We start from the raw sequence: 20,266 nt of genomic DNA, 5'->3' as shown, positions 1-20,266 counted from the left end.
GGACGTCAGCCGAGGGTTGTGTACCGCACGCCGAACCTGCTGCTGACCTGCAGGAACACGAGCACGTCCGTGCCGCGCGCGTAGGCGGGCATGCCGTACCAGGTGCGGGGTTCGAGCTCCGGGGCCACCCCCGTGACGATCCGGTGCACCGCCACCGCCATGGCGCGGTCCTGCTCGGGCATCTCCTCGATCTTCGCCAGCAGGTCCTGCAGGGCGTCGGCCTTCTTCCTGCCGCCGCGCTGGGCGCGCAGCTCCTGCGCGCGCTCGGCGATCGCGGCCTGCTCCGCGGCGCTGAAACCGGTGGACTCGCTCACGGTGCCTCCTGGGGTGCGGGGACGGGTCCTGCCCGGGTCTCAGCCCCGACGGCCCAGGCGACCGAGCAGGCGGGTCTGCCGGTCGGCGTCGTCGGCCACGGGGACGGGCTCGCCCAGGATGCCGGGCGTGTAGGCGGCGTCGCCGAACAGTTCCAGCGACTCCTCCACGCAGTCGATCTCCGCATCCGTGAACCGCGCGTCCACGCCCTGCGAGCGGGCCAGGTCCCAACGGTGCACGATCAGGTCGAACGCGTGGAAGCGGATCAGCGCCTCGCCCACGGGCATCTCCCCGAGCGCGGTCTTCATGGGCCGCAGGATGAACTCCTCGTCACCGGCGAGGGCGGACATGGCGGCGGCGTGCTTGGCCCACTGGGTGGCCAGCTGCTGGCGGGACCCGTCGAAGAGGGGCACCTCCCGGCCCTGGCGGGCGGCGAAGTCGCGCTGGCCGGCGATCACGTGGTCCAGCAGGTCCAGCGCGTCCCAGCCCTCACACGGGGTGGCGGCGTCCCAGTCCCGCACCTCCCGGACGACGGCGGTGAACGGCTCGGCGGCCGCGTTCCAGCGGGCCTCGACCTCGGTGGCGGGGATGGACATGGTGCTCTCCTCAGGGTCGCGGGGTTCTCGGGGCCGCGGCGGGCGACGACGGCGCCGGGCTCGGCTTCTTCGGGCCGCGGATGGACTCGGGGCGGGCCGGGTCCAGGACGGACCGGGGGTCGAAGAACTCCTCCAGCACGGGCCGCTCGCCCGAGACGGCCGCGGCGAGGCTGATGCCGTCCACGTTGATGCGCGAGCCGCGGTAGTAGCCGGGCTCGAGCTGGCCCCACGCCTTGGAGGTGCCGTCCACGAGGAAGAAGGAGCGGTAGCCGAGCTCGCGGAAGTAGCGGTACCGCTCGTTGTCCTCCGTGTACGTGCCGGGGCCGGTGACGTCCGCGCCGAACGGGTAGATGAGCATGTCCGTGGGGCCGAGGATCGGCTCGACCTCCTCGTGCCAGTGCCCCATGTCGAACTCGAGCTCCTCCATGGTCAGCTTCGGCACCGTCCGGTGGCCCCACGTGTGGGAGGCAAACTCCCAGCCGCTGTCCTTGAGCGCGTCGGCGACCTCGGTGGCGGCCGCGACGTCGGCGTCGAACGTGGGGCTGTCCCCGAACTCGCGGGCCGAGGTGCGGTAGCCGAACACGCCGTCGTAGCCGGTCATGGCGAGCACGCCGCGGGCGCCGTTGAGGCTGAAGTCCGGGTGCTCGGCGAGGAAGTCGTCCAGGCGCGGGACGACGTCGAACGCCCCGATGTGCGTGGTGCCCTCGGCGTCCGTGTACTCGTTGCGGACGCGGCCGTCCTCGGCCACGATCAGGCGGTCCGCGAAGCCGTCGCCGTCCATGTAGAGGTAGTACGAGCAGTCGTCCAGGGAGAGGATCAGCGGGGTCCGGCCCTCGGGGACCATGAGGGTCTTCGGGCGGACGACGTCGTCCTCGCCCACCTCGTACAGCTCGTGCGGGGAGACCAGCACGTAGCCGCGCTCGTAGACCTGCCGGATGACGGCGTCGAACTCGTCCACCGTGACCATGAAGTCCAGGTAGCCGCCGGCCTTGTCGTCGCCGTCGAAGGCGCGGGCCGGGTCCACCACGAGGGAGTGGAAGAACAGGTGCGGAACCCGGGCCACGTCCGACCAGGCCACCGGTTCGCCGGCGGGCGGCGGACCAGCGGGGGCGGCGGAGGTGGGCGCGGACGAGGTCGGCACGGACGACGACGCCGCGTCCTCCCCGTCCTGCCCGCAAGCGGCCAGCAGTCCCGATCCGAGCAGGGCGGAACCGGCCAGGAGCAACTGTCGACGGGTCGGCTGCGGCACGGGCGGGGGCATCGGGCACCTTTCTCCGGGGGCACCCATCATCCCAAGGCCGCCCGGCCCGAGACCACCCCTGCCGGGCGGGCGGAGGTGGGAGCCGGCCGGGCATGGGAGGCCGGCCGGCGGCGGGGCTCGATCCGCCGTAGACGGCCCAGAGTGGTCACGCGGACGACCCGAGCTCGGCGCGGACCGTGTTCGACCGCTTCGTGTTCGGCAACCACCTCCGCAGCGTCAGCGTCGACTGAGCCCCGGCTGGGAGGCACCTTCGACGCGCGCCGACGCATGCGCCCCTCGCGCCGTGCCGCATGCCACACTGGCGGGCGTGACCCGACGTCCGGATGCACCACCCCCGGCCGACCCGCGCACGCGTGCGGCCCTGCGCGCCGTGCTCACGGTCCTGGCCGTGATGGCGGTGCTGTTCGCCGCCGTCGTGCTGATGCTGGCCTACGGGCCCGCCCGCTGAACCCGTCCTTCCCCGATCCAGGAGCAGTCATGTCCCCCGCGGACCCCACCGCCGACGTCGCGGCCCGGCCGGCCGGCCCCGCCGCGGTGGCCGAGGCCTTCGCGGCCGCCTGGAACGCCGCCGACGCCGACGCGCTCGCCGACCTGTTCGCCGAGGACGCGGACTTCGTGAACGTGGTGGGTGTGTGGTGGACGCGGCGGCGGCAGATCCGGGTGAACCACGCGCTCGGCTTCCGCTGGATGTTCCCGGCCTCCCGGCTCGTGCTCGGGCAGGTGCGCGTGCGCGAGCTCGGGGACGTGGCGGTGGTGCACGCGCCGTGGACCATGACGGGGCAGACCGCGCCCGACGGCGACGAGGCCGGCGAGCGCACCGGCGTCCTGCTGCTCGTGGTGCGCCGCACCGAGACCGGGGCGTGGGAGGCGGTGGCCGGGCAGAACACGGATTCCGTGCCCGGGGCCCAGACCCACCTGGCCGACGACGAGGGGCTCGCCGCGGTGCACTATCACCCGTCCGCGTGGTTCGACCCCGACGAGGACCCGGACGGCCCGGAGGCCTGCTGAGCGGCGACCGGCTCACGCCACCGTCAGCAGCCGCACCCAGTCGTCCTCGACCCGCTCCCCGCCGACCACGAACTGCCGCGCCCCGACCGTCTCGAAGCCGAGGCGCTCGTAGAACCGGTTGGCCCGTGCGTTCTGCGCGTTCGTGCCGAGCCACACGTGCCGGAACCCCAGCCGCCGCAGCCGCTCGACGCCGTCGTGCACGAGGGCCTCGGCCAGCCCGGTGCCGCGCCCCTCGGCGAGCACGTACAGCTTCGAGAGGTGGCCGGCCGGCACGTCGCCGAGCCGCTCCGTGACGGGTGCCTCGGGGGCCGCGGCGGTCTCGTACATGGCGTAGCCGAGCAGGGTCTCCGGGGCGTCGGCCGCGGCGCCCACGAGCACGATCCGCTCCGGGTCCGCGATCCACGCGGCCACGGCGGCCTCACTCAGGTGCAACGCGATGTGCGCCTCCACCGCGGCACGCGGCAGCGAGGCCGGGGAGGCGTCCGGGAAGGTGGCCGCGGCGATCGCGGCGATCGCGGGCGCGTCCTCGGGGCGGGCCGGACGGACGACGGCGGCGCGGGGTGCGGAAGTCATCCCCGCTCAGGCCTGCAGCGCGGGGTGCAGGTCCTTCATGCGGAACCGACGCCGGCGCCGCACCACGAGCACGTCCAGGGCGAGCGCCGCCGCCCCGATGCCCATCAGCACGACCACCGGCACCCAGAAGCGCTGGTCCGGACCGCCGGAGATCGCGTTGCGGAACGCCTCGATGGAGTAGCTCATCGGCATGAACGGGTGCAGCGCCTGGAAGAAGCCGGGCAGCACCTCGGCCGGGTAGGTGCCGCCGGTGGAGGCCAGCTGCAGGACCAGCAGGACCAGCAGCAGCGCCGAACCGGGGGTGCCGAGCGCCGTCTGCACCAGGTGCGCGATGAGGGAGAACACCACGGCCACGAGCACCGTCAGGGCCACGGCCCGCACCGGGTGCACGGGGGCCAGGCCCAGCGGCAGCGTCGCGGCGAGCATGAGCAGGCCGCCGCCCACGGCCACGATGCCCACGGGCAGCCACGCGGCCAGCGCGATCGCCACCGGGTTGCGGCGCCCGGCCAGCAGCCGCCCGCTGATGGGCCGCATGATGTTGAACGCGGCGATGCCGAACACCCACAGCGCGATGGAGAAGAACATCGGCGCCATGCCGCGGCCGTAGACCTCCGCGGAGTTGTCCACCTGCATCACGGCCTCCACGGGCCGGGACATCACCAGGGCGGCCTCGTCCCGCTGGTCCTCGGTCAGGGCGGGGACGCGGTCGACGCCGTCGGAGAGCCCGGAGGCGAGCTCGTGGGCGCCGTCGTCGAGGGTGCCGAGGCCGGCGCGCAGCTCCCCGGCGCCGTCCTGGAGCTGGGCCAGGCCGCCGTCGAGCTCGGTGGCGCCGGACTCCAGCTGCCCCGCACCGTCCTGCAGGGTCAGCGCCCCGTCGTGGAGCGCGGCGTTGCCCTCGGCGAGGGTGGTCGCCCCGTCCGTCAGCTCGCCGAGGCCGGACTGCAGCTCCCCGGCGCCGTCCTGGAGCTGGGCCAGGCCGCCGTCGAGCTCGGTCGCGCCGGAGCCCAGCTGCTCGAGGCCGTCCGCGAACTTCCCGGCGCCGTCGGCGAGGGAGTCGGCCCCGTCCTTCGCCTCACCGATCCCGCCCTGCAGCTTCTCCGCGCCCGCGGCCACGGCGTGGGCGCCGTCGTTGAGGTCCGTCAGATCCGCCTTGGCGGAGGCGGCGACGTCGTCCTCGACGAAGCCCTGGACGCGCTCGTTGGCGGCCGCGGAGGTCGCGGCGGCCTCCTCGGCGCGGCCGGCGACGGCGGTCACCCGCTCGTCCGCGCCGGTGAGCGCCTCCTGGAGCGCGGCGTACTGCTCGGACTCGGCGAGCGTCGGGTCCTCTTCGGCGAGCTCGGCCAGGGCGGCCTGCGCGTCGGCGATGCGGGCGCCCGCGCCGTCCTCGGCCGTGCCGGCCACCTCGGCGACCCGCTGGACGTCCTCGTCCACCGCGGCGACGTCGGCGGCCACCGCGTCCTGCCGCTCGATCACCTGGTCCAGGCCGGGGATCACCGTGTCGTAGAGCTGCTGGGTGCCGTCGGCCACCTGCGTGGCGCCGTCGGTGAGCTCGGCCGATCCGGTCTGCAGTTGGGCCAGCCCGTCGGAGAGGTCCGTGGCGCCCTGACGCAGGGCGGGGGCGTTCTCGGCGAGCTGCCCGGCTCCGTCGGCGAGGGCCTGGGATCCCTCGCGCGCCTGGTCGAGCCCGTCGGCCAGGCGGCCGGCCCCGTCCTGCGCGGATGCGGCGCCCTCGGCGAGTCGCTGGGCGCCGTCGTCGGCCTGGGCGGCGCCGTCCGCGAGGTCACCCGCACCCGTGGCGAGCTGGCCCGCGCCCTCGGCCAGCTTGCCCGAGCCGTCGTGGGCCTGGACGATCCCGTCCTCCAGCTGGCTCGCGCCGTCCTCCGCGGAGGCCGTGCCGTCGGCCAGCTGCGCGGCGCCGTCGGCGGCGTCCACCATGCCCGACCGCAGCTCGCCGAGGCTGGAGAAGACGGCCTCGAAGTACGCCTCGATCGCGGACCGGTTCACGGCGGCCTCGACCTTGGCCTGGCTCGCGTTCGTGACGGAGCCGATCACGAAGCCGTTGGCGTCGTCTCGGCGCAGGGTGATCTGCGCCTGCCGCGGTGTCCCGCCGCCCTCGGGGCTGACGAGGTCACGGCTGAGCTCGGCGGGGATCTCCAGGACGAGGTAGTACCGGCCCTCCCGCAGCCCCTCCTCGGCCTCCTCGCGCGTGGTCTCGCGCCAGTCGAAGGCGCGGTCGTCCTTGAGGCGTTCGGTCATGTCCGCGCCGGTGCGCAGCGTGGTGTCGCCGCGCTGGACGGGCTCGTCCTCGTTGACGATCGCCACCGGCAGCCGGTCCATGGCCCCGTAGGGGTCCCAGTTCGCGGACAGGTAGAGGGCGCCGTAGATGGCGGGGACGAGGAAGATGAACAGCAGGGCGAGCAGGGGCAGGCCACGGCGGAAGCGTCGCAGCTCGTAGCGGAACAGCATCAGTTCTCCCGGACGGGGGGCAGGGTGAGGACGACGGCGTCGCGCGGCACGGGCGCGGAGGCCACGGCGCTCACCGCGAACGGGTGGCCGTGGTCCTTGAGGACGTCCAGGGCCGCGTGGAGCGCGGCCAGCTCATCGAGGGTCAGGGTGGCGTCCACGTCGTCGAAGGTGACGAGGCGGGCCGGGCGCAGGCAGGCGACGACGGCGGCCAGCAGCGCGCGATCGGGCGCGGACAGCTCCCGGACGACGGCCTCCGGCGCCACGGTCAGCCTCACCGCGTCCGCGAGGAGGGCGAAGCGTGCGCGGCCGGCGCGGCGGCGCACGCCGTCGGCGAGACAGCGCTCGTCCACCACCTCGGCCGCGGTCAGCGCCGGCTCGAGCTCCACCACATCGGTGGTGTGGGCGACGGCGGTGCGGGCGCGCAGGGCGTGCGGGTGGCGCGCGGCGTCGATCGGGGGCCGGTACGCGCGGGCGGCGGGCCGCTCCGGCCCGTCCAGGGCGACGTCCACGGGGCCGCCGGTGAGCACGAGCTCGCCCCGCACGCCCTGCAGGCGCCCCGTGAGGGCGAGCAGCAGGGCCGAGCGGCCCGAGCCCTGGGTTCCGAGCACGGCCAGGTGGGTCTGCGGGGGCAGCACGAGGTCGAGGGAGCCGAACACCGGCCCGCGACTGCCGCGCAGGGTCAGACCGCGCGCCACGAGGGTGGCGGGCGGGAGGTCGTCGAGGTGCGCCGGGTCGGGGGCGGGCCCGGGGCCATGGTGATCGGCGTCGGTGGGAGTGGAAGACATGGGCCCTCTTTGCCGAGTCGAGGCGGATTCAATACCATCGGTATTCAATACCATCGGCATCGAGAGGGCAACATGGCGACCCGACCCCGCCGCGAGGATGTCCGCGCGGCCATCCTCGACCACGCGGCCCGGGTGTTCGGACGGGAGGGTTACGCGCGCTCCTCCCTCGCCCGCATCGCGGCGGAGGCCGGCTACACGAAGGGCGCCGTCTATTCCGGTTTCGCGGGGAAGCCGGACCTCTTCGCCGCCGCCTGCACCGTCCAGTTCGAGCGGGCGACCACCCGAGCCATGGACGGCGTCGCCGACGCCCTGGACGACCCCGACCTGCCGCGCGAGGACCTGGTGGCCCGCGTGGCGGAGGCCCTGGCCGACGTCGTGCTCGAGACCACGGGCTCCTGGCCCCTGCTCCTCCACGAGTTCCAGGCCGTGGGCCTGCGCGAGCCCGCCGTGGGGAGAGCCTACCGGACGCTGACCGTCCGGCGGCGGGACTTCCTGGCCGGCCTGCTGCGCGAGCACCGCGTGCTGGCCGACGTCCCGGACGAGCAGGTCACGCACACCGCGGCCATGCTCCTGATGCTCGTGCACACGCTGTCGGTCGAGCGGCACCTGGCCCCGGAGGACCTGACGGTGGACGACGTGCGGGACACGCTGGCCGCGGCCGTGCGCTCCCTCCTGCCCTGACGCCTGCGCGCCGGCCCCGCCTCAGCCCAGGGTGCCGGCCACACCGCGCACCAGCGCCACCGTGCCCCCGAGGCCGGCGAGGCAGATCGCGAGGACGCGCGCCTTCGCGGGGTCCACCCGGCGGGCCACCACCGAACCGAGCAGGACACCCAGCGGACCGCCCGCCACCACGGCGACCCACACCGGCCACGGCACGTGCAGCCCCGCGGGCACGGCCGCGCCGAACAGCGACTTGGTGACCAGCGAGGTGAGATTGGCCAGCAGGAACACGGGCTGGAGGGTGGCCGCCCACGAGCGCTGGTCCCACCGGCTCGCCACCGCGTAGACCGCGAGCGCCGGCCCGGCGATGCCCGCGGTGGTGTTCATGAACCCGGCCACGGCGCCGGAGGCGAACACGGCCCCGTTCCCCTGGGCAGTGAAGCGCTGCTGCAGGCCCAGGACGGCGGCCACGGCCACCAGCACGGAGGACCCCAGGAGGATCTCGAGGGCGTGGGCGTCCAGGACCCGCACGGCCCACGCCCCCGCGAACGAGCCGGCCACGAGCAGGGGTGCGAGGCGGACGAAGCGCGGCCAGTCCACGTGCCTGTGGAGCACCGCGAACAGCAGCACCGCGGACACCGAGGCGGCCACGTTGGACAGCGTCACCCCCGCCACCGGGCCCAGGAGCAGGGACAGCGTGGGTGCGGCGATCATGCCGACGCCCATGCCGCTCACCCGCTGGAGCGTGCCGCCCACGGTGATCGCGGCCAGCGCGACGACGGCCGGCAGCCACACCAGGGAGGGGTCCATGCGGGCAGTATGCCGGAGCCGGGGGTGTCCGTCGGCCCTGGCTTCCGCCCGTGACGGGTGCGCATGCTGGCCGTATGGCCCAGCACAGCTTCACCCCGTTCCCGCTCGTGATCGTGGGCAGCGGCCCCGCCGGCGTCAGCGCCGCCCGCGCCTACGTCGACGCCGGGGGACCCGGCCCCGTCCTCATGCTCACCTCGGACGTGGACCACCCCTACGAGCGCCCGCCGCTGTCCAAGGAGGTGCTGCGCGGCATGGCGGCCCCCGAGGGCACGCCGATCGCCGGGGAGGAGCTGCCGGACGGCGTCGAGCTGCGCCGCGGCACCACCGTCACCGGCGCGGACCTCGCCGCGCGGACGCTGCGGGTCGGCGAGGAGCCGGTCCGCTTCGAGCGCCTGATCCTCGCCCTCGGCGCGCACCCGAAGCCCCTGCCCGTCGCGGACGACGACGCCGAGGTGCACCTGCTGCGCTCTCTCGACCACGCCCGCCGCCTGGTGGCCTCCGCCGGGCACGCGCGCTCCGCCGTCGTGATCGGCTCGGGGTTCATCGGCTGCGAGGCGGCCGCCTCCCTGGCCCTGCGCGGGGTGGCCACCACGCTGGTCACCCCGGACGAGGTGCCGCAGCAGAAGCGGCTCGGCCGCGAGGCGGGCGATCGGATCGCGCAGTGGCTGATCGGCGCCGGCGTCGAGCTGCGCACCGGCGTGCGGGTGGGGCAGGTGCGCGCCCCGCGCACCGTCCACCTCGACGACGGCGCCACGCTCGCCCCGGACCTGATCCTCGCCGCGGTGGGGGTCGAGCCGGGGGGCGGGTGGCTCGAGGACTCCGAGCTGACCGTGCACGAGGGGCGGATCGTGGCGGACGAGCACCTGGCGGCGGCGCCGGGCGTGTGGGTGGCCGGGGACGTGGCCCGCGCCCACCACGCCGTGGCCGGCCGGCCGATCCCCGTGGAGCACTGGGGCGACGCCCTCGGCATGGGCGAGGTCGCCGGGCACAACGCGGCCCGCACCGAGGTCGGCGTGCCGGGCGGCGCCGGCCAGGCCTCCGTGCTGGCCCACGCGGCGACGGCGGACCCGGAGTCCCTGCGGCGGTGGGAGGCCGTGCCCGGGTTCTGGAGCACCATCGGCGAGCACACGCTCAAGCACGCCGCGTGGGGCGACGGCCACGAGCAGGCCCGCATGGTGGAGCGCACCGGCGGGTTCACTCTCTGGTACACGGACGCGCAGGACCGCGTGGTGGGCGTGCTGACCTACAACGCGGACGAGGACTACGAGCGCGGGCGGGAGCTGGTGGCGGGCCGGGATGCCGTGGGCGAAGGCCGGGGCCGTCCCGACCCTGCATGACAGACTGAGGGGATGACCACCCCGACCCCCGGCGCCGGCTCCCCGGGCAGCGGTGTGGCCGGGGGCGTGCTGGCCGCAGTGGGGGCGCTGGCCCTGATCGCGACCGTCCTGGCGCTGGTCCTCGCGTTCGGTCCGGCCGGCCGGGACGACGCCGGCGCGGGCGCCGAGCGGCGGCGCTGGAACGGCGGCTTCACCCCCGCCCCGCCCACGGTGAACACGCAGGGGTACGCCGAGCCCGTGCAGGGCCGCGTGACCTCCCGCTTCGGGCCCCGCCCCAACCCGTTCGGCGAGGGCGTGGTGCCCTCGGGGGTGTCCGAGGAGGCCCTGACCCGCCACGACGGCGTGGACCTCGGCGGGGTGCCGGAGGGCACGCCCTTCCACTCGGTGTCCGACGGCCGAGTCCTATTCGTGGAGGCCGGCGGGGACGCGGGCGGCAACCTGCTCGCCGTGGACGCCGGGGACGGCCACGTGTGGCGCTACCTGCACGCCGCCCCGGACTCCACCGTGGTGGACGCGGGCCAGCGCGTCTCCGCCGGGGACCACCTGGCCGGCGTCGGGCAGACCGGCGCCGCCACCGGCGTGCACCTGCACCTGGAGCTGCGCGTGGACGGCGAGCCGGTGGACCCGGAGGCCTACCTGGCCGAGCGGGGCGTGGAGCTCGGCGGCTCCTACCCGGAGCGGCGCCGCGGCCTCAGCCGGTGACCGGGCCGCCGCCGTCGTCCACGGACCCGGCCCAGCGGACCTCCCCGTCCACGACCTCGTCCGTCGGCGCCAGGCCGATCGCCTGGGCGACCCGCTGGGAGGCCGTGTGCTCGGGGTGGACATCCGCCACGAGGCGCCGCACCCCCCGGTCCCGCAGCTCGCCCTTGAGGAGGCCGGCGGCCTCCTTCGCCAGCCCGCGGCCCTGCCACGGCGTGCCGATCAGCCAGGCGATCTGCGTGGGTCCCCCGTCCACGGGGATGGTGGCCTGGACGTAGCCGACCGGCCGGCCCTCCGGCTCCAGCACCACGATCCAGTTGGCCCAGTCCTCCGCGCCGTCCTCGGAGCGACCGCGCGCGAGGATCGCGTACCGCTGCCGCAGCTCCTCCTCGCCCGGCGGCGTCCCGCCGGTGTACGTGTACAGGTCCGGGTCGGCGAGGACCGCGGCCATGGCCTCGGCGTCATCCACCCGCAACGGGCGCAGGGAGAGGGAATGCGGCATGGGCACAGTCGACCAGCCCGGCCCCGCGCAGACAAGAGGCGGGGCGCATCCGCCCGCCGCTAGCCTGGGCGCATGCCGCCCGCCCCCACCGCCCGTCTGCGCTTCCGCGAGATGGCCGACGCCGACCTCGACCACCTGGCCGGCCTCCTCGCCGATCCCGTGGTGATGCGCTTCTACCCCGCCCCGCGCACGCGCGCGGAGGCGGCGGCGTGGATCGCGGGCAACCGGCGCCGGTACGCGCAGGACGGGCACGGGCTGTGGATCATCGAGACCCACGACGACGGCGGGCCCGGCTTCGTGGGCGACTGCGGCCTGACGTGGCAGGAGGTCAACGGGGAGCCTCGCCTGGAGGTCGGCTACCACGTGCGGGCCGACCTGTGGGGGCGCGGCTACGCCACCGAAGCGGCCGCCGCCTGCCGGGACCACGCCCGGGACGTGCTGGGGCACCACGAGCTCGTGGCGATCATCCACCCGGAGAACACGGCCTCGCGCCGGGTGGCCGAGCGGATCGGGATGACCGTGGTGGGCGAGGACCGCACCGGCGCGCCCGAGGCCCGCGCGGCTCTGGGGCTCGAGGCGCGCACCGTGCTGGGGATGAGGCTCCGGCCGGGCGCGTGAGGCGCGGCCCGGCCGGACGTCTCAGCCCCGGTCGCTCACTTGGCGTGGCGGGCGAGCAGCTCGCGGGCGGCGTCCAGGCCGCCGGCCTCGACGTCGTAGGAGCCGGTGGACGCGTGGTGGGCCTCGACCGCGTCCGTGATCCGGTAGTGGTCCGGGTTGCCGGGCGGATCGGAGGTCTCCAGCACGTGGATCAGGTAGGTCTCACCGGCGGCCAGGGCCTGGCGGTCGTCGCGCTCGTGATGGGTCATGACGTCCTCTCGGGTCGGCGCCCGGCGGGTCTGTCCCACCGGGGCGTGCGCACCAGGGTGGCGCATCGACGGCGGCGGGGCACAGTCCTGCCCGCCCGCGGGCCGGATCCGGTCAGTAGGCGGGTCAGAGTCCGCTCAGGCCCCGACGTAGGAGCTGACGACGCTCCGCAGTGCCTCGGCGGATTCGTAGATGTCCTCCAAGTTCTCGAGGTCGGCCCGCGTCCTGTTCTTGTCCGCATCGAACAGCACCAGATATTTCACCTTCCCGTCGAAGTGAAGGCGCGCGATCGGCTTCCGATTGTTGTCGTCCAGGATGACGCTGCAGTACGAGGCTGCGTCGCGCATGTAGACGCGGTTCATCGGCACGATTCCGGCGAGAATCGCCTTGATGATGCGGAAACCCTCGATCTCCTCTTCGGTCGTCACCACGCCCGGCTTGAGCTGGCCCTCCTGACCGTTCTCCTCGTCGGACAGGACCGTCTGATCGCCGGTGGCCACGGGCTCAGCGGGAGCCGCCAGTACCGGAGCGACCTGGTCGCCCAGGGCAGTCTTCAGCCGCGCGTTGACGCGATCGTTGATGTACTGGCGCGCAGCCTCCTCGGTGAGCCGGGTGAAGGTCTCCACCGCCTTGGCGTTCATGTACCCGGAGTACACGCGCTTGGCGAGGACCTTCACCAACTCATCGCTCGGCGCAGCCATCTCGGCAGAAATCTCGCGCTTGATGGCCGATACGTACTTCAGCTCCTCGGCTGCGGCGATGACCGAGTCGAGATCGAAGGATCCCTTCGCCAGCTGCTCGAGCTTCGGCACGGTGACCGGGTCGATGTCCAGAAGATCGAGGACGAGGAACGGACGCTCGTCGAGGATGTTGGCCTTGTCGAGGTCCGTGTAGAAGTTCCACACCCGCCCGTTGGTGAGCACGCCGATCCGCGCTTCACTGGTGTGGAAGTAGCGCACCAGCTGGCTCGCGTGCGCCAGGGACAGCTCCGAGCCGACCTTCTTGGCCTCCACGAGGATGTTGACCTTCCCCTCCCGCATGATGGCGTAGTCGATCTTCTCCCCCTTCTTCAGGCCCAGATCTGCGACGAACTCCGGGACGACCTCCTGGGGATCGAACACGTCGTAGCCCAACACCTGCGAGATGAATGGCATGACGAGCGCGTTCTTCGTCGCCTCTTCCGTGTCCAGGGAGCTTGCGTAGTCGCGGGCTCGCCGAGCCACTTGCGCAAGCTTGTCCTCGAATTCAGTCATGCCGTTTCACCCATCCGTGAGTAGGAGCCGGACAGCCGGGAATCCGGCAGCCTCGCACGTCAGCGCCCGAAGGCCCGCCGCAGCTGTGTCGAAATATAACCCAGCTCACAAACACGCTACGGGGACCCTCGCAGGCGCTCCGTGGCCGGACCGCGGGATCGCCCGGAACGCGAGGCGGCCACGACGCGTCGCCTCTCACAGGAAGGAGACGGGGCGTCGTGGCCGCGTTCCGCGGGGGGCCGCCCTGTCAGGCGACGCCCGGCCGGCTCAGCGGTTGCCGGGGTGCTGCGGGTCGGCCGGGATGCCGCGGCTCAGGGGCTCCACGGGCGGGCCGCTCGTCTCCGGGGTCACGGGCGAGCCGGTGCGGGAGCCGCCGACCTCCGGGGTGTCCGGCACCTGATCGCCGGAGGGCTGGGCGCCGGAGCGCAGCGCCTCGAGCCGCGTCTCGAGGACCTGCACCACGGGCAGGCGGTCGCCGTGGGCGCGCTCGTAGGCGAGCAGCTGCTCCACCTGCGACTCGTCGAGGCCGGTGATCCGGGTCGGCAGCGTGCCGTTGGGGATGTGGTCGTAGTCCGGCAGGGGGAGCTCGTCGCGGTTCGGGGCGTTCGTCATGGCACTGTCCCTCTTCTCTCGTCGGGGTCCCTCGTCGGGATGCGTGGTCCACCCACGCTAGTGAAGGCCCCCGTCAGACGGCACCCCCTGCCGCCCCGCTCACCCGACCCCGTCCCGCCGCGCCCGCAGCACGATCTCCAGGTCGAACCGCGCGTCGGGGTCCTCGAGGGCCTCCCCGAACAGCTCGCGCAGCCGGCCCACCCGGTACCCCACGGTCTGGGGGTGCACGCCGAGCTCCGCGGCGATCGGCGCCCGCTGGCCCCAGTGCGTGAGCCAGGCGAGCAGGGTCTCCTCCAGCACCGCCCGCTTCGCCTCGCTCACCTCGTCCAGGGGCGCCAGCACGCGTTCGGCCAGCTGCGTCACGACGCGCGGCTCGGCCCCCAGCACCACGCGCGCCAGGTGGTCCGCGGCGAGGATCGGGGACGGGGCGCCGTCGTCGTCCTCCCCCTGCGCGGGCTCCGCCGTCCGGCCCGCCGCCTCCTGGACGGCCAGCGTGCGGGCCACCCGGTAGGAGTGGGGCACGAGCGGCCAGTCCACGGCCGGCCCGACGACGGCGGCCGTCCCCGCCAGCAGGCGCAGCATGCGCTCGCGGCGGCCCTGGGAGGGCGTCGCGTCGATCACGGCGACCACCTCCGAGTCCCGCTCCACCACGAGCCCGGCCCGGCCCAGCCTCTCCCGGACGGCGACGCCGGCGTCCGCGGGCAGCACCACCACCGCCAGCCGGCGCGGCAGCCGCCAGTCCGCGAGCGCGGCCAGCCGTTGCACCTCCTTCTCCTCGGTCCCGCCCCGGACCAGGGCGGTGGCGAGGGCGGCGCGGTGCAGCTCGAGCACGCCCGCCTGGGCGGACTGCGCCTCCGCGTACGCCTGGGCGCTGACCGAGGAGAGCTCGTCGATGTAGGCCCAGATGGACTCGCCGAGGTCGATCACCACGGACATGCCCATGCCGAGGTGGGCGCATTCGGCGGACAGGTCCCGGAACACGATCCGTGCGGAGGCCCGGTAAGCGCCGAGCAGGGCGTCCATCGTGCGGCCCTCCCGGAACTCCCCCGCGCCCAGGTAGGCCATGAGCGCCCGCGTCTCGGGGCTGAGCGCGGGACGGGCGGTGCCTGGCAGGCTCATCAGCTGCTCGAGCGCCGCGGTCACCCCGCGCGTCAGGTTCTCGCCGTAGCGGCCGTCCCGGGCGCTCACGTACGCCGGGATCTGCTCCGGCACCGTCTCGATGATGCGCTGCATGATGGCCGGGATCGCGGGGGCCAGCCGGCCGGGGAGGTCCGAAGGCAGGGACAGCCACGGCGGGTGCCAGTCGGTGCCGCGCGTCGGGGCGGGGGTTGAGGCCATGATCTTGTCTCCTCACGATGAATCCTGCGGGTCGATCGTACGTCCGACATGAAGAATCATGGCGCGCTGCGCCATAGCGTGGGGGCATGCCCGGCCCCTTCCTGCTCACCCGCCTGGTCACGACGCTCCTGCACCCGCTCACACCGCAGGACGTCCTCGGCCTGTTCGACCCCGTGCACTCCTCCCGCCAGCTGCGCGGGGTGGTCACCTCCGTCGCCCGCGCGACGCCCGGCGCCGTCACCATCGCGTTCCGTCCCGGACCGGGTTGGCGGGCCCACGACGCCGGCCAGTGGGCACGCATCGGCGTCGACGTGGACGGGGTGCGGCAGTGGCGCTCCTACTCGCTCTCCGCCCCCGCGGGCGCGGACCCGGAGATCACGGTGTCCGACATCGGCCTCGTCTCCGGCACGCTCGTGCGCCACACGAAGCCCGGCGACGTCCTCTTCCTCGACATCCCCGAGGGCGACTTCACCCTGCCGGACGAGCCGCGCCCGCTGCTCATGCTCACCGCCGGCTCAGGCCTGACCCCGGTGATGTCCATGATCCGCACGCTCGTGCCGACGCGCCGGGATGCCGACGTGGTGCTCATCCACTCCTCCCGCACCCCCGAGGACGCCCTGTTCCGCGAGGAGCTGGCCGAGCTGGCCGACCAGTTCCCGGGCCTGCGCGTGGTGCACCACCACACCGCGGAGGCGGGCCGCCTCGACCTCTCCTCCCCCGCGCAGCTCGAGGGCCTCTGCCCCGACTGGCGCGAGCGGGCCGCCTACGCGTGCGGGCCGGCCGGGTTCCTCGACGACGCCGAGGCCCTGTGGCGGCGCGAGGCGGCCGCGGACCTCACCATCGAGCGGTTCCAGGCCGACTTCGCCCCGGGCGTGGCGGGGGCCGGCGGCCGCGTGGTGTTCGAGCACGCCGACGTCGAGGTGGACGCCCCCGGCGACGTGCCGCTGCTCGTGGTGGCCGAGGACGCCGGCGTCGCCGCGCCCGCCGGCTGCCGCATGGGCATCTGCCACGCATGCCTCACGCCGCTGCGCTCGGGCCAGGTCACGGACCTGCGGACCGGACAGGTGCACGGCGAGCCCGGCGAACTGATCCAGACCTGCGTGAGCGCCGCCGCCGGCCCGCTGAGCCTCGGCCTGTGAACCTGACGCCCGGCCCGCGACCCGGGCCTCCCTGACCATCCCCGCCTCCCGCCCCCAGGAGCATCACATGACCCAGACCCCCACCGCCCCCGACCGCACCGGCGCCACCGCCCCGGACGATCTGGCCCTGGCCATCCCCGGCACCACCGTGCGCGGCCGCGCCGCCCGGGTCCTGCCGCAGGACCGCCCCGACACCACGAGCTGGGCTCCCCACACCGCCGAGTCCCGTGCCGCCACGTCCCGCTCCACCGCCGCCGCCACGACGCCGGGGCTGCCGGGCGTCGTCGGGAGCCCGGCGGTGCGCCCGCCCGGCGCCGCCCACCTGACGGACGCGCAGGTGGCCGAGCTGGGCCGTGAGCTGGACGCGATCCGCGACGACGTGCTCGCCCGCCGCGGCGCCTCCGATGCGGCCTACATCCGCCGCGTCATCCGCTGGCAGCGCCGGCTCGAGCTCGGCGGCCGCGCCCTCCTGCTCAACGCACGCCACCCCGCCGCGTTCGTGGCGGGCACAGCCATGCTCACGGTCGCGAAGATCGTGGAGAACATGGAGATCGGGCACAACGTGCTCCACGGCCAGTGGGACTGGATGCGCGACCCGGACATCCACTCCACCACGTGGGAGTGGGACTTCGTGACGCCGTCGCGGGCGTGGCAGAACACCCACAACGACCTGCACCACCGCTGGACCAACGTGGTGGGCAAGGACCGCGACGTGGGCTACAACGTCCTGCGCATGGACGAGTCCGAGCCGTGGCGGCCCCGCCACCTGCTCAACCCCGTGATCAATGCGGGGCTGGCGCCGATCTTCGAGTGGGGCATCGCCCTCTACGACCTCGAGCTGGACCGCGTGCAGAGCGGCGAGAAGTCCCGCGAGGAGCTGATGACGGATCTGCGCTCCGTGGGCGTCAAGGCGGCCCGGCAGTTCGCCAAGGACTACGTGGCCACGCCGGCCGTCGCCGAGGTGCTGACGGGCTCGGGCAAGGCCACGCTCGCGGGCACGCTGCTGGCCAACGGCCTGCGCAACATCTGGGCGCACGCGGTCATCTTCTGCGGGCACTTTCCGGAGGGTGCGGAGACGTTCTCCGAGGAGATGGTGGACGGCGAGACCCGCGGCGACTGGTACGTGCGGCAGATGATCGGCTCCGCGAACATCTCCGGTTCGAAGCTGATGCACTTCATGACCGGCAACCTCTCCCACCAGGTGGAGCACCACCTGTTCCCGGACCTGCCGTCCAGCCGGTACGCCGAGGTGGCGCCCAGGGTCCGGGAGATCTGCGCCCGCTACGGCCTGCCCTACACGACCGGCCCGCTGCTGCGGCAGGTGGGCTCCGCGTGGAAGAAGGTGTTCCGGCTGGCGCTGCCGTGAGGCGGGAGGGGCGGGCGCCCCTCCCACCGCCGCCCTCGGCTCAGCCCTTCACGCCGCCGGCCGTGAGGCCGGAGACGATGTACCGCTGCAGGAACAGGAACAGCGCCATCACGGGCAGGGCTGCCAGCACGGCGCCGGCCGCGAACACACCCCAGTTCTCGGAGCGGGTCTCCGAGACGTAGCCGTAGAGGCCCACCGCGAGCGTCTGCGCGGACGGGTCCGTGAGCACCACGGAGGCGATCACGAACTCCGAGACCGTGGTGATGAAGGACAGCAGGGCCACCACCGCGAGGATGGGGGTCACCAGGCGCAGGATGATCGAGAAGAAGATCCGCGCGTGCGAGGCGCCGTCGAGCTTGGCAGCCTCGTCCAGCGACGGCGGGATGGTGTTGAAGAACCCGTACATCAGGTACGTGTTCACCCCGAGCGCGCCGCCCAGGTACACGAGGATGAGGCCGAGCTGCGAGCCGATGCCCAGGACGGGCACCAGGTTGCCGATGTAGGTCAGCAGCAGGAAGATCGCCACCACCGCGAGCAGCTGCGGGAACATCTGCACCAGCAGCAGCGTCAGCAGCCCCACGCGGCGGCCCGTGAACCGCATCCGGGAGAACGCGTAGGCGGCCAGGGCGCCGAGGAACACCGTCATCACGGACGTGATGACGCCGATCACCATCGTGTTGAGGAACCAGCGGCCGAAGGGCCGGTTCGGGTCGCTGAACAGGTCCACGTAGTTCTGCCCGCTGAACGAGGAGAACAGCCGGTTCGAGCTCGCCATCGTGCCGGTCGGGTCGAGCGACGCGGACAGCACGTACAGCAGCGGGAACAGTGCGAACGCGCTGGCCAGCACGCCCACCGCGTGACGCCAGCCCAGCTCCCGCATCCAGCGGCCGAACGAGCGGCGGCGTCGTGGCGGGGCCGGGTCCTCCTCCCAGCGCAGCGGGTCCGTCTCCTGCTGCGCCAGGGCGGCGGCGAGGGGCGAGGTCGGGGCGTCCGGCCGGGGCCGTCCGGAATCCTGGGGGATGCTCACTTGTCGATCTCCTCGAGCGCCTTGGTCTGCCGGAAGCTGATCGCCGAGATGGTCGCCACGATCAGGAAGATCACGATGGACAGGGCGGAGGCCAGGCCGTAGTCGCGCCCCACCCCGCTGAACGCCGTCTTGTAGACGACCGTGATCAGCAGGTCTGTGGCGCCGATGTTCGAGCCCGCGTCGGGGAACCGCGGTCCGCCGCCGGTCAGCATGTAGATGATGTTGAAGTTGTTGAAGTTGAACGCGAACGAGGAGATCAGCAGCGGCGCCACCGAGACCAGCAGCAGGGGCAGCTTGATGGAGCGGAAGATGCGCCACGGGCCGGCGCCGTCCATGCGGGCGGCCTCGTCCACGTCCTCGGGCAGGGACTGCAGGGCGCCCGTGGTCACCAGGAACATGTAGGGGAAGCCCAGCCACAGGTTCACCACGAGCACCGACAGCCGGGCCAGCCACGGGTCGGTGAGCCACGGGATGTCCGCGCCGCCGAAGAACACGGTGTTGACGAAGCCGAACTCCGGGTTGAGCAGGCCGGCCCACACGAGGCCGGACAGGAACGCCGGGAACGCGTACGGCAGGATCATCATCACCCGGTAGACCTTCTTGCCGCGCATGTCCGAACGGTTGAAGGCGATCGCCAGCAGCAGCCCGACGGCGAACGTCGTGGCCACGCTCAGGAACGCGAAGGCGAAGGTCCACACGGTGACCCGCAGGAGCGGGTCGCGCAGCTCGGGGTCGGTGAACGCGCGCGTGAAGTTGTCCAGGCCGACGAACACCCGCCAGCCGGTCTGCAGCGTGCTGCCGTCGTCCGCCTGGAACTGGCCCTCGCCGTTGTCCCGGTACTCCACGCCGCTCTCGAGGTCCGTGAAGGTGTCCCGGGCCTCGTCGTACTCCAGACGCGGCGCGTACACGTACCCGCGGGAGCCGTCGCGCGTCTCCAGGGTGCCGTCCGCGGCGTCGTCGCTCAGCGGGACCTTCAGGCGGGCGACCTGGTCCTGACGCTGCAGCAGGTCGCCGAACCGCAGGGTGGTGTACCCCTCCACCCCCACCGGCTCCCCGTCCTGCATCTGGGCCTCGACCGGCTCCAGCGCCTGGTCCGCGCCGCCGAGGACGGGCTCCCCGTCCCGCAGGGTCAGCAGGTAGAGGTCGCCGCCCTCCTCCAGCACCGTGATGTCGTACACCGGGGAGTCCGGCACGCGGATGGAGGAGGAGCGCTGGATGATCTCGATCGCCGCGGCCTTGTCCGAGTTGTGCCCGGCGCCGTAGTTCGTGAAGGCGACGTAGGAGGAGTAGACCACCACGAACACCTGGAACAGCATCAGGAAGAACAGGCCGGGGGCGAGGTACTTGGCCGGCAGGCCGCCGCGGCGCAGGTAGATCCAGTTGATGCCGATCGTGACCGCCAGGGTCAGCGCGAACACCACCCAGTCCCCCGCGGCCGCGAGCTGGAACAGCAGGAACGCCGCGAAGGCGTCCACGAGGCCCAGCAGGACGATCTTGGCCAGCGTGCCGCCGAGGCCCTCGGTACCCCGGGCGTCCGCACGACGACGGCGGCCCGGGCCGGTGCGGCGCGCGGCGTCGTCGAGGGCGGCGGTGGCGGCGTCGGACCGGTCCGACGCGGTGGAAGACGGGCTCATGGTTCCTCATCCGGCCCGAGGGCC

General features: G+C 73.8%; 22 protein-coding genes. 8 read left to right on the top strand and 14 right to left on the bottom strand.

The features are described 5' to 3' along the window. Positions 1–5 precede the first annotated feature (5 nt). Genes NR073_RS07960 through NR073_RS07950 form a run of 3 tightly spaced genes read right to left on the bottom strand, consistent with a single transcriptional unit; the run spans position 6 to position 2,169 of the window. Positions 6–314: a DUF1801 domain-containing protein gene (locus NR073_RS07960; RefSeq protein ID WP_256748720.1), complete on the bottom strand. Its 309-nt coding sequence runs from the start codon at positions 312–314 to the stop codon at positions 6–8. Positions 315–353: 39 nt separating this feature from the next. Further along, positions 354–908 (bottom strand): TIGR03086 family metal-binding protein, encoded by a 555-nt coding sequence (locus NR073_RS07955; RefSeq protein ID WP_256748719.1) that lies wholly within the window; start codon positions 906–908, stop codon positions 354–356. Between the two features lie 10 nt (positions 909–918). Further along, positions 919–2,169 carry a polysaccharide deacetylase family protein gene (locus NR073_RS07950; protein ID WP_170720977.1) on the bottom strand — a complete coding sequence of 417 codons (1,251 nt, stop codon included), beginning with the start codon at positions 2,167–2,169 and terminating at the stop codon, positions 919–921. 307 nt (positions 2,170–2,476) lie between these two features. On the opposite strand from NR073_RS07950, the gene NR073_RS07945 reads away from it, so the two are divergent. After that, entirely contained in the window at positions 2,477–2,617 is a 141-nt protein-coding gene (locus tag NR073_RS07945) for a hypothetical protein (protein WP_002855432.1), read from the top strand. A 29-nt stretch (positions 2,618–2,646) separates the two neighbouring features. After that, positions 2,647–3,177: an SgcJ/EcaC family oxidoreductase gene (locus NR073_RS07940; protein WP_256748718.1), complete on the top strand. Its 531-nt coding sequence runs from the start codon at positions 2,647–2,649 to the stop codon at positions 3,175–3,177. A gap of 12 nt (positions 3,178–3,189) precedes the next feature. Here NR073_RS07940 and NR073_RS07935 read toward each other — a convergent pair whose 3' ends face one another. The 3 genes from NR073_RS07935 to NR073_RS07925 are packed head-to-tail and all read right to left on the bottom strand — an operon-like array spanning position 3,190 to position 7,001. After that, positions 3,190–3,750 (bottom strand): GNAT family N-acetyltransferase, encoded by a 561-nt coding sequence (locus NR073_RS07935; RefSeq protein ID WP_020624718.1) that lies wholly within the window; start codon positions 3,748–3,750, stop codon positions 3,190–3,192. Between the two features lie 6 nt (positions 3,751–3,756). Further along, positions 3,757–6,216 carry a YhgE/Pip family protein gene (locus NR073_RS07930; RefSeq protein WP_256748717.1) on the bottom strand — a complete coding sequence of 820 codons (2,460 nt, stop codon included), beginning with the start codon at positions 6,214–6,216 and terminating at the stop codon, positions 3,757–3,759. Next, positions 6,216–7,001 (bottom strand): ATP-binding cassette domain-containing protein, encoded by a 786-nt coding sequence (locus NR073_RS07925; RefSeq protein ID WP_256748716.1) that lies wholly within the window; start codon positions 6,999–7,001, stop codon positions 6,216–6,218. Before NR073_RS07925 ends, NR073_RS07930 begins: the two co-directional genes overlap by 1 nt. 72 nt (positions 7,002–7,073) lie before the next feature. Here NR073_RS07925 and NR073_RS07920 point away from each other — a divergent pair, with 72 nt between their 5' ends. Next, positions 7,074–7,682 (top strand): TetR/AcrR family transcriptional regulator, encoded by a 609-nt coding sequence (locus NR073_RS07920; RefSeq protein WP_020624715.1) that lies wholly within the window; start codon positions 7,074–7,076, stop codon positions 7,680–7,682. A gap of 21 nt (positions 7,683–7,703) precedes the next feature. Here the strand turns inward: NR073_RS07920 and NR073_RS07915 are convergent, their stop codons facing one another. Continuing rightward, entirely contained in the window at positions 7,704–8,471 is a 768-nt protein-coding gene (locus NR073_RS07915; protein WP_036337137.1) for a sulfite exporter TauE/SafE family protein, read from the bottom strand. 74 nt (positions 8,472–8,545) lie between these two features. Between NR073_RS07915 and NR073_RS07910 the strand changes: the two genes are divergently transcribed. Together NR073_RS07910 and NR073_RS07905 are read left to right on the top strand one after the other, a co-directional pair. Continuing rightward, positions 8,546–9,808, top strand: a complete 1,263-nt coding sequence (locus NR073_RS07910) for an NAD(P)/FAD-dependent oxidoreductase (RefSeq protein WP_036337139.1) — start codon at positions 8,546–8,548, stop codon at positions 9,806–9,808. A gap of 12 nt (positions 9,809–9,820) precedes the next feature. After that, positions 9,821–10,510 carry a M23 family metallopeptidase gene (locus tag NR073_RS07905; protein ID WP_020624712.1) on the top strand — a complete coding sequence of 230 codons (690 nt, stop codon included), beginning with the start codon at positions 9,821–9,823 and terminating at the stop codon, positions 10,508–10,510. On the opposite strand, the gene NR073_RS07900 is transcribed toward NR073_RS07905, so the two are convergent. Then, positions 10,500–11,009, bottom strand: a complete 510-nt coding sequence (locus NR073_RS07900; protein WP_044659331.1) for a GNAT family N-acetyltransferase — start codon at positions 11,007–11,009, stop codon at positions 10,500–10,502. The genes NR073_RS07905 and NR073_RS07900 overlap by 11 nt on opposite strands. A gap of 72 nt (positions 11,010–11,081) precedes the next feature. Between NR073_RS07900 and NR073_RS07895 the strand changes: the two genes are divergently transcribed. After that, positions 11,082–11,627, top strand: coding sequence for a GNAT family N-acetyltransferase (locus tag NR073_RS07895; RefSeq protein ID WP_020624710.1), 546 nt, complete (start codon positions 11,082–11,084; stop codon positions 11,625–11,627). 35 nt (positions 11,628–11,662) lie between these two features. On the opposite strand, the gene NR073_RS07890 is transcribed toward NR073_RS07895, so the two are convergent. From NR073_RS07890 to NR073_RS07875, 4 genes are all read right to left on the bottom strand, one after another. Continuing rightward, entirely contained in the window at positions 11,663–11,875 is a 213-nt protein-coding gene (locus NR073_RS07890; protein WP_010079881.1) for a hypothetical protein, read from the bottom strand. A 135-nt stretch (positions 11,876–12,010) separates the two neighbouring features. Continuing rightward, positions 12,011–13,126, bottom strand: coding sequence for a type I restriction endonuclease (locus tag NR073_RS07885; protein WP_036314529.1), 1,116 nt, complete (start codon positions 13,124–13,126; stop codon positions 12,011–12,013). Between the two features lie 267 nt (positions 13,127–13,393). Then, positions 13,394–13,738, bottom strand: a complete 345-nt coding sequence (locus NR073_RS07880) for a hypothetical protein (RefSeq protein WP_010079880.1) — start codon at positions 13,736–13,738, stop codon at positions 13,394–13,396. 99 nt (positions 13,739–13,837) lie between these two features. Continuing rightward, the gene (locus NR073_RS07875; protein WP_036314531.1) at positions 13,838–15,076 is read right to left on the bottom strand and encodes a CdaR family transcriptional regulator; all 1,239 of its coding nucleotides are present in this window, start codon (positions 15,074–15,076) and stop codon (positions 13,838–13,840) included. 86 nt (positions 15,077–15,162) lie between these two features. Between NR073_RS07875 and NR073_RS07870 the strand changes: the two genes are divergently transcribed. Both NR073_RS07870 and NR073_RS07865 read left to right on the top strand, forming a co-directional pair. Beyond that, positions 15,163–16,215 (top strand): ferredoxin reductase, encoded by a 1,053-nt coding sequence (locus tag NR073_RS07870; protein WP_036314533.1) that lies wholly within the window; start codon positions 15,163–15,165, stop codon positions 16,213–16,215. A gap of 67 nt (positions 16,216–16,282) precedes the next feature. Next, complete coding sequence (locus tag NR073_RS07865; RefSeq protein WP_061873189.1) at positions 16,283–17,581, top strand: acyl-CoA desaturase; 1,299 nt, start codon at positions 16,283–16,285, stop codon at positions 17,579–17,581. 40 nt (positions 17,582–17,621) lie between these two features. On the opposite strand, the gene NR073_RS07860 is transcribed toward NR073_RS07865, so the two are convergent. Further along, positions 17,622–18,542, bottom strand: a complete 921-nt coding sequence (locus tag NR073_RS07860; RefSeq protein ID WP_041104154.1) for a sugar ABC transporter permease — start codon at positions 18,540–18,542, stop codon at positions 17,622–17,624. A gap of 62 nt (positions 18,543–18,604) precedes the next feature. Then, a complete protein-coding gene (locus tag NR073_RS07855) occupies positions 18,605–20,242 on the bottom strand; it encodes an ABC transporter permease subunit (RefSeq protein ID WP_020624872.1) in 1,638 nt (545 codons plus the stop codon). Positions 20,243–20,266 lie beyond the last annotated feature (24 nt).

The organism is Micrococcus sp. Mcc28 (genome assembly GCF_024519775.1).
GTDB lineage: Bacteria > Actinomycetota > Actinomycetes > Actinomycetales > Micrococcaceae > Micrococcus > Micrococcus luteus.
This window is presented reverse-complemented; position numbering and strand designations above follow the sequence as displayed.

Excerpts from the sequence above, each read along its gene's own strand:
- NR073_RS07865 (WP_061873189.1), top strand. The coding sequence starts at position 16,283 with ATGACCCAGACCCCCACCGCCCCCGACCGCACCGGCGCCACCGCCCCG.
- NR073_RS07895 (WP_020624710.1), top strand. The coding sequence starts at position 11,082 with ATGCCGCCCGCCCCCACCGCCCGTCTGCGCTTCCGCGAGATGGCCGAC.
- NR073_RS07955 (WP_256748719.1), bottom strand. The coding sequence starts at position 908 with ATGTCCATCCCCGCCACCGAGGTCGAGGCCCGCTGGAACGCGGCCGCC.
- NR073_RS07935 (WP_020624718.1), bottom strand. The coding sequence starts at position 3,750 with ATGACTTCCGCACCCCGCGCCGCCGTCGTCCGTCCGGCCCGCCCCGAG.
- NR073_RS07890 (WP_010079881.1), bottom strand. The coding sequence starts at position 11,875 with ATGACCCATCACGAGCGCGACGACCGCCAGGCCCTGGCCGCCGGTGAG.
- NR073_RS07940 (WP_256748718.1), top strand. The coding sequence starts at position 2,647 with ATGTCCCCCGCGGACCCCACCGCCGACGTCGCGGCCCGGCCGGCCGGC.
- NR073_RS07950 (WP_170720977.1), bottom strand. The coding sequence starts at position 2,169 with ATGCCCCCGCCCGTGCCGCAGCCGACCCGTCGACAGTTGCTCCTGGCC.
- NR073_RS07870 (WP_036314533.1), top strand. The coding sequence starts at position 15,163 with ATGCCCGGCCCCTTCCTGCTCACCCGCCTGGTCACGACGCTCCTGCAC.
- NR073_RS07905 (WP_020624712.1), top strand. The coding sequence starts at position 9,821 with ATGACCACCCCGACCCCCGGCGCCGGCTCCCCGGGCAGCGGTGTGGCC.
- NR073_RS07875 (WP_036314531.1), bottom strand. The coding sequence starts at position 15,076 with ATGGCCTCAACCCCCGCCCCGACGCGCGGCACCGACTGGCACCCGCCG.
- NR073_RS07920 (WP_020624715.1), top strand. The coding sequence starts at position 7,074 with ATGGCGACCCGACCCCGCCGCGAGGATGTCCGCGCGGCCATCCTCGAC.
- NR073_RS07915 (WP_036337137.1), bottom strand. The coding sequence starts at position 8,471 with ATGGACCCCTCCCTGGTGTGGCTGCCGGCCGTCGTCGCGCTGGCCGCG.
- NR073_RS07925 (WP_256748716.1), bottom strand. The coding sequence starts at position 7,001 with ATGTCTTCCACTCCCACCGACGCCGATCACCATGGCCCCGGGCCCGCC.
- NR073_RS07880 (WP_010079880.1), bottom strand. The coding sequence starts at position 13,738 with ATGACGAACGCCCCGAACCGCGACGAGCTCCCCCTGCCGGACTACGAC.
- NR073_RS07900 (WP_044659331.1), bottom strand. The coding sequence starts at position 11,009 with ATGCCGCATTCCCTCTCCCTGCGCCCGTTGCGGGTGGATGACGCCGAG.
- NR073_RS07910 (WP_036337139.1), top strand. The coding sequence starts at position 8,546 with ATGGCCCAGCACAGCTTCACCCCGTTCCCGCTCGTGATCGTGGGCAGC.
- NR073_RS07855 (WP_020624872.1), bottom strand. The coding sequence starts at position 20,242 with ATGAGCCCGTCTTCCACCGCGTCGGACCGGTCCGACGCCGCCACCGCC.
- NR073_RS07930 (WP_256748717.1), bottom strand. The coding sequence starts at position 6,216 with ATGCTGTTCCGCTACGAGCTGCGACGCTTCCGCCGTGGCCTGCCCCTG.
- NR073_RS07885 (WP_036314529.1), bottom strand. The coding sequence starts at position 13,126 with ATGACTGAATTCGAGGACAAGCTTGCGCAAGTGGCTCGGCGAGCCCGC.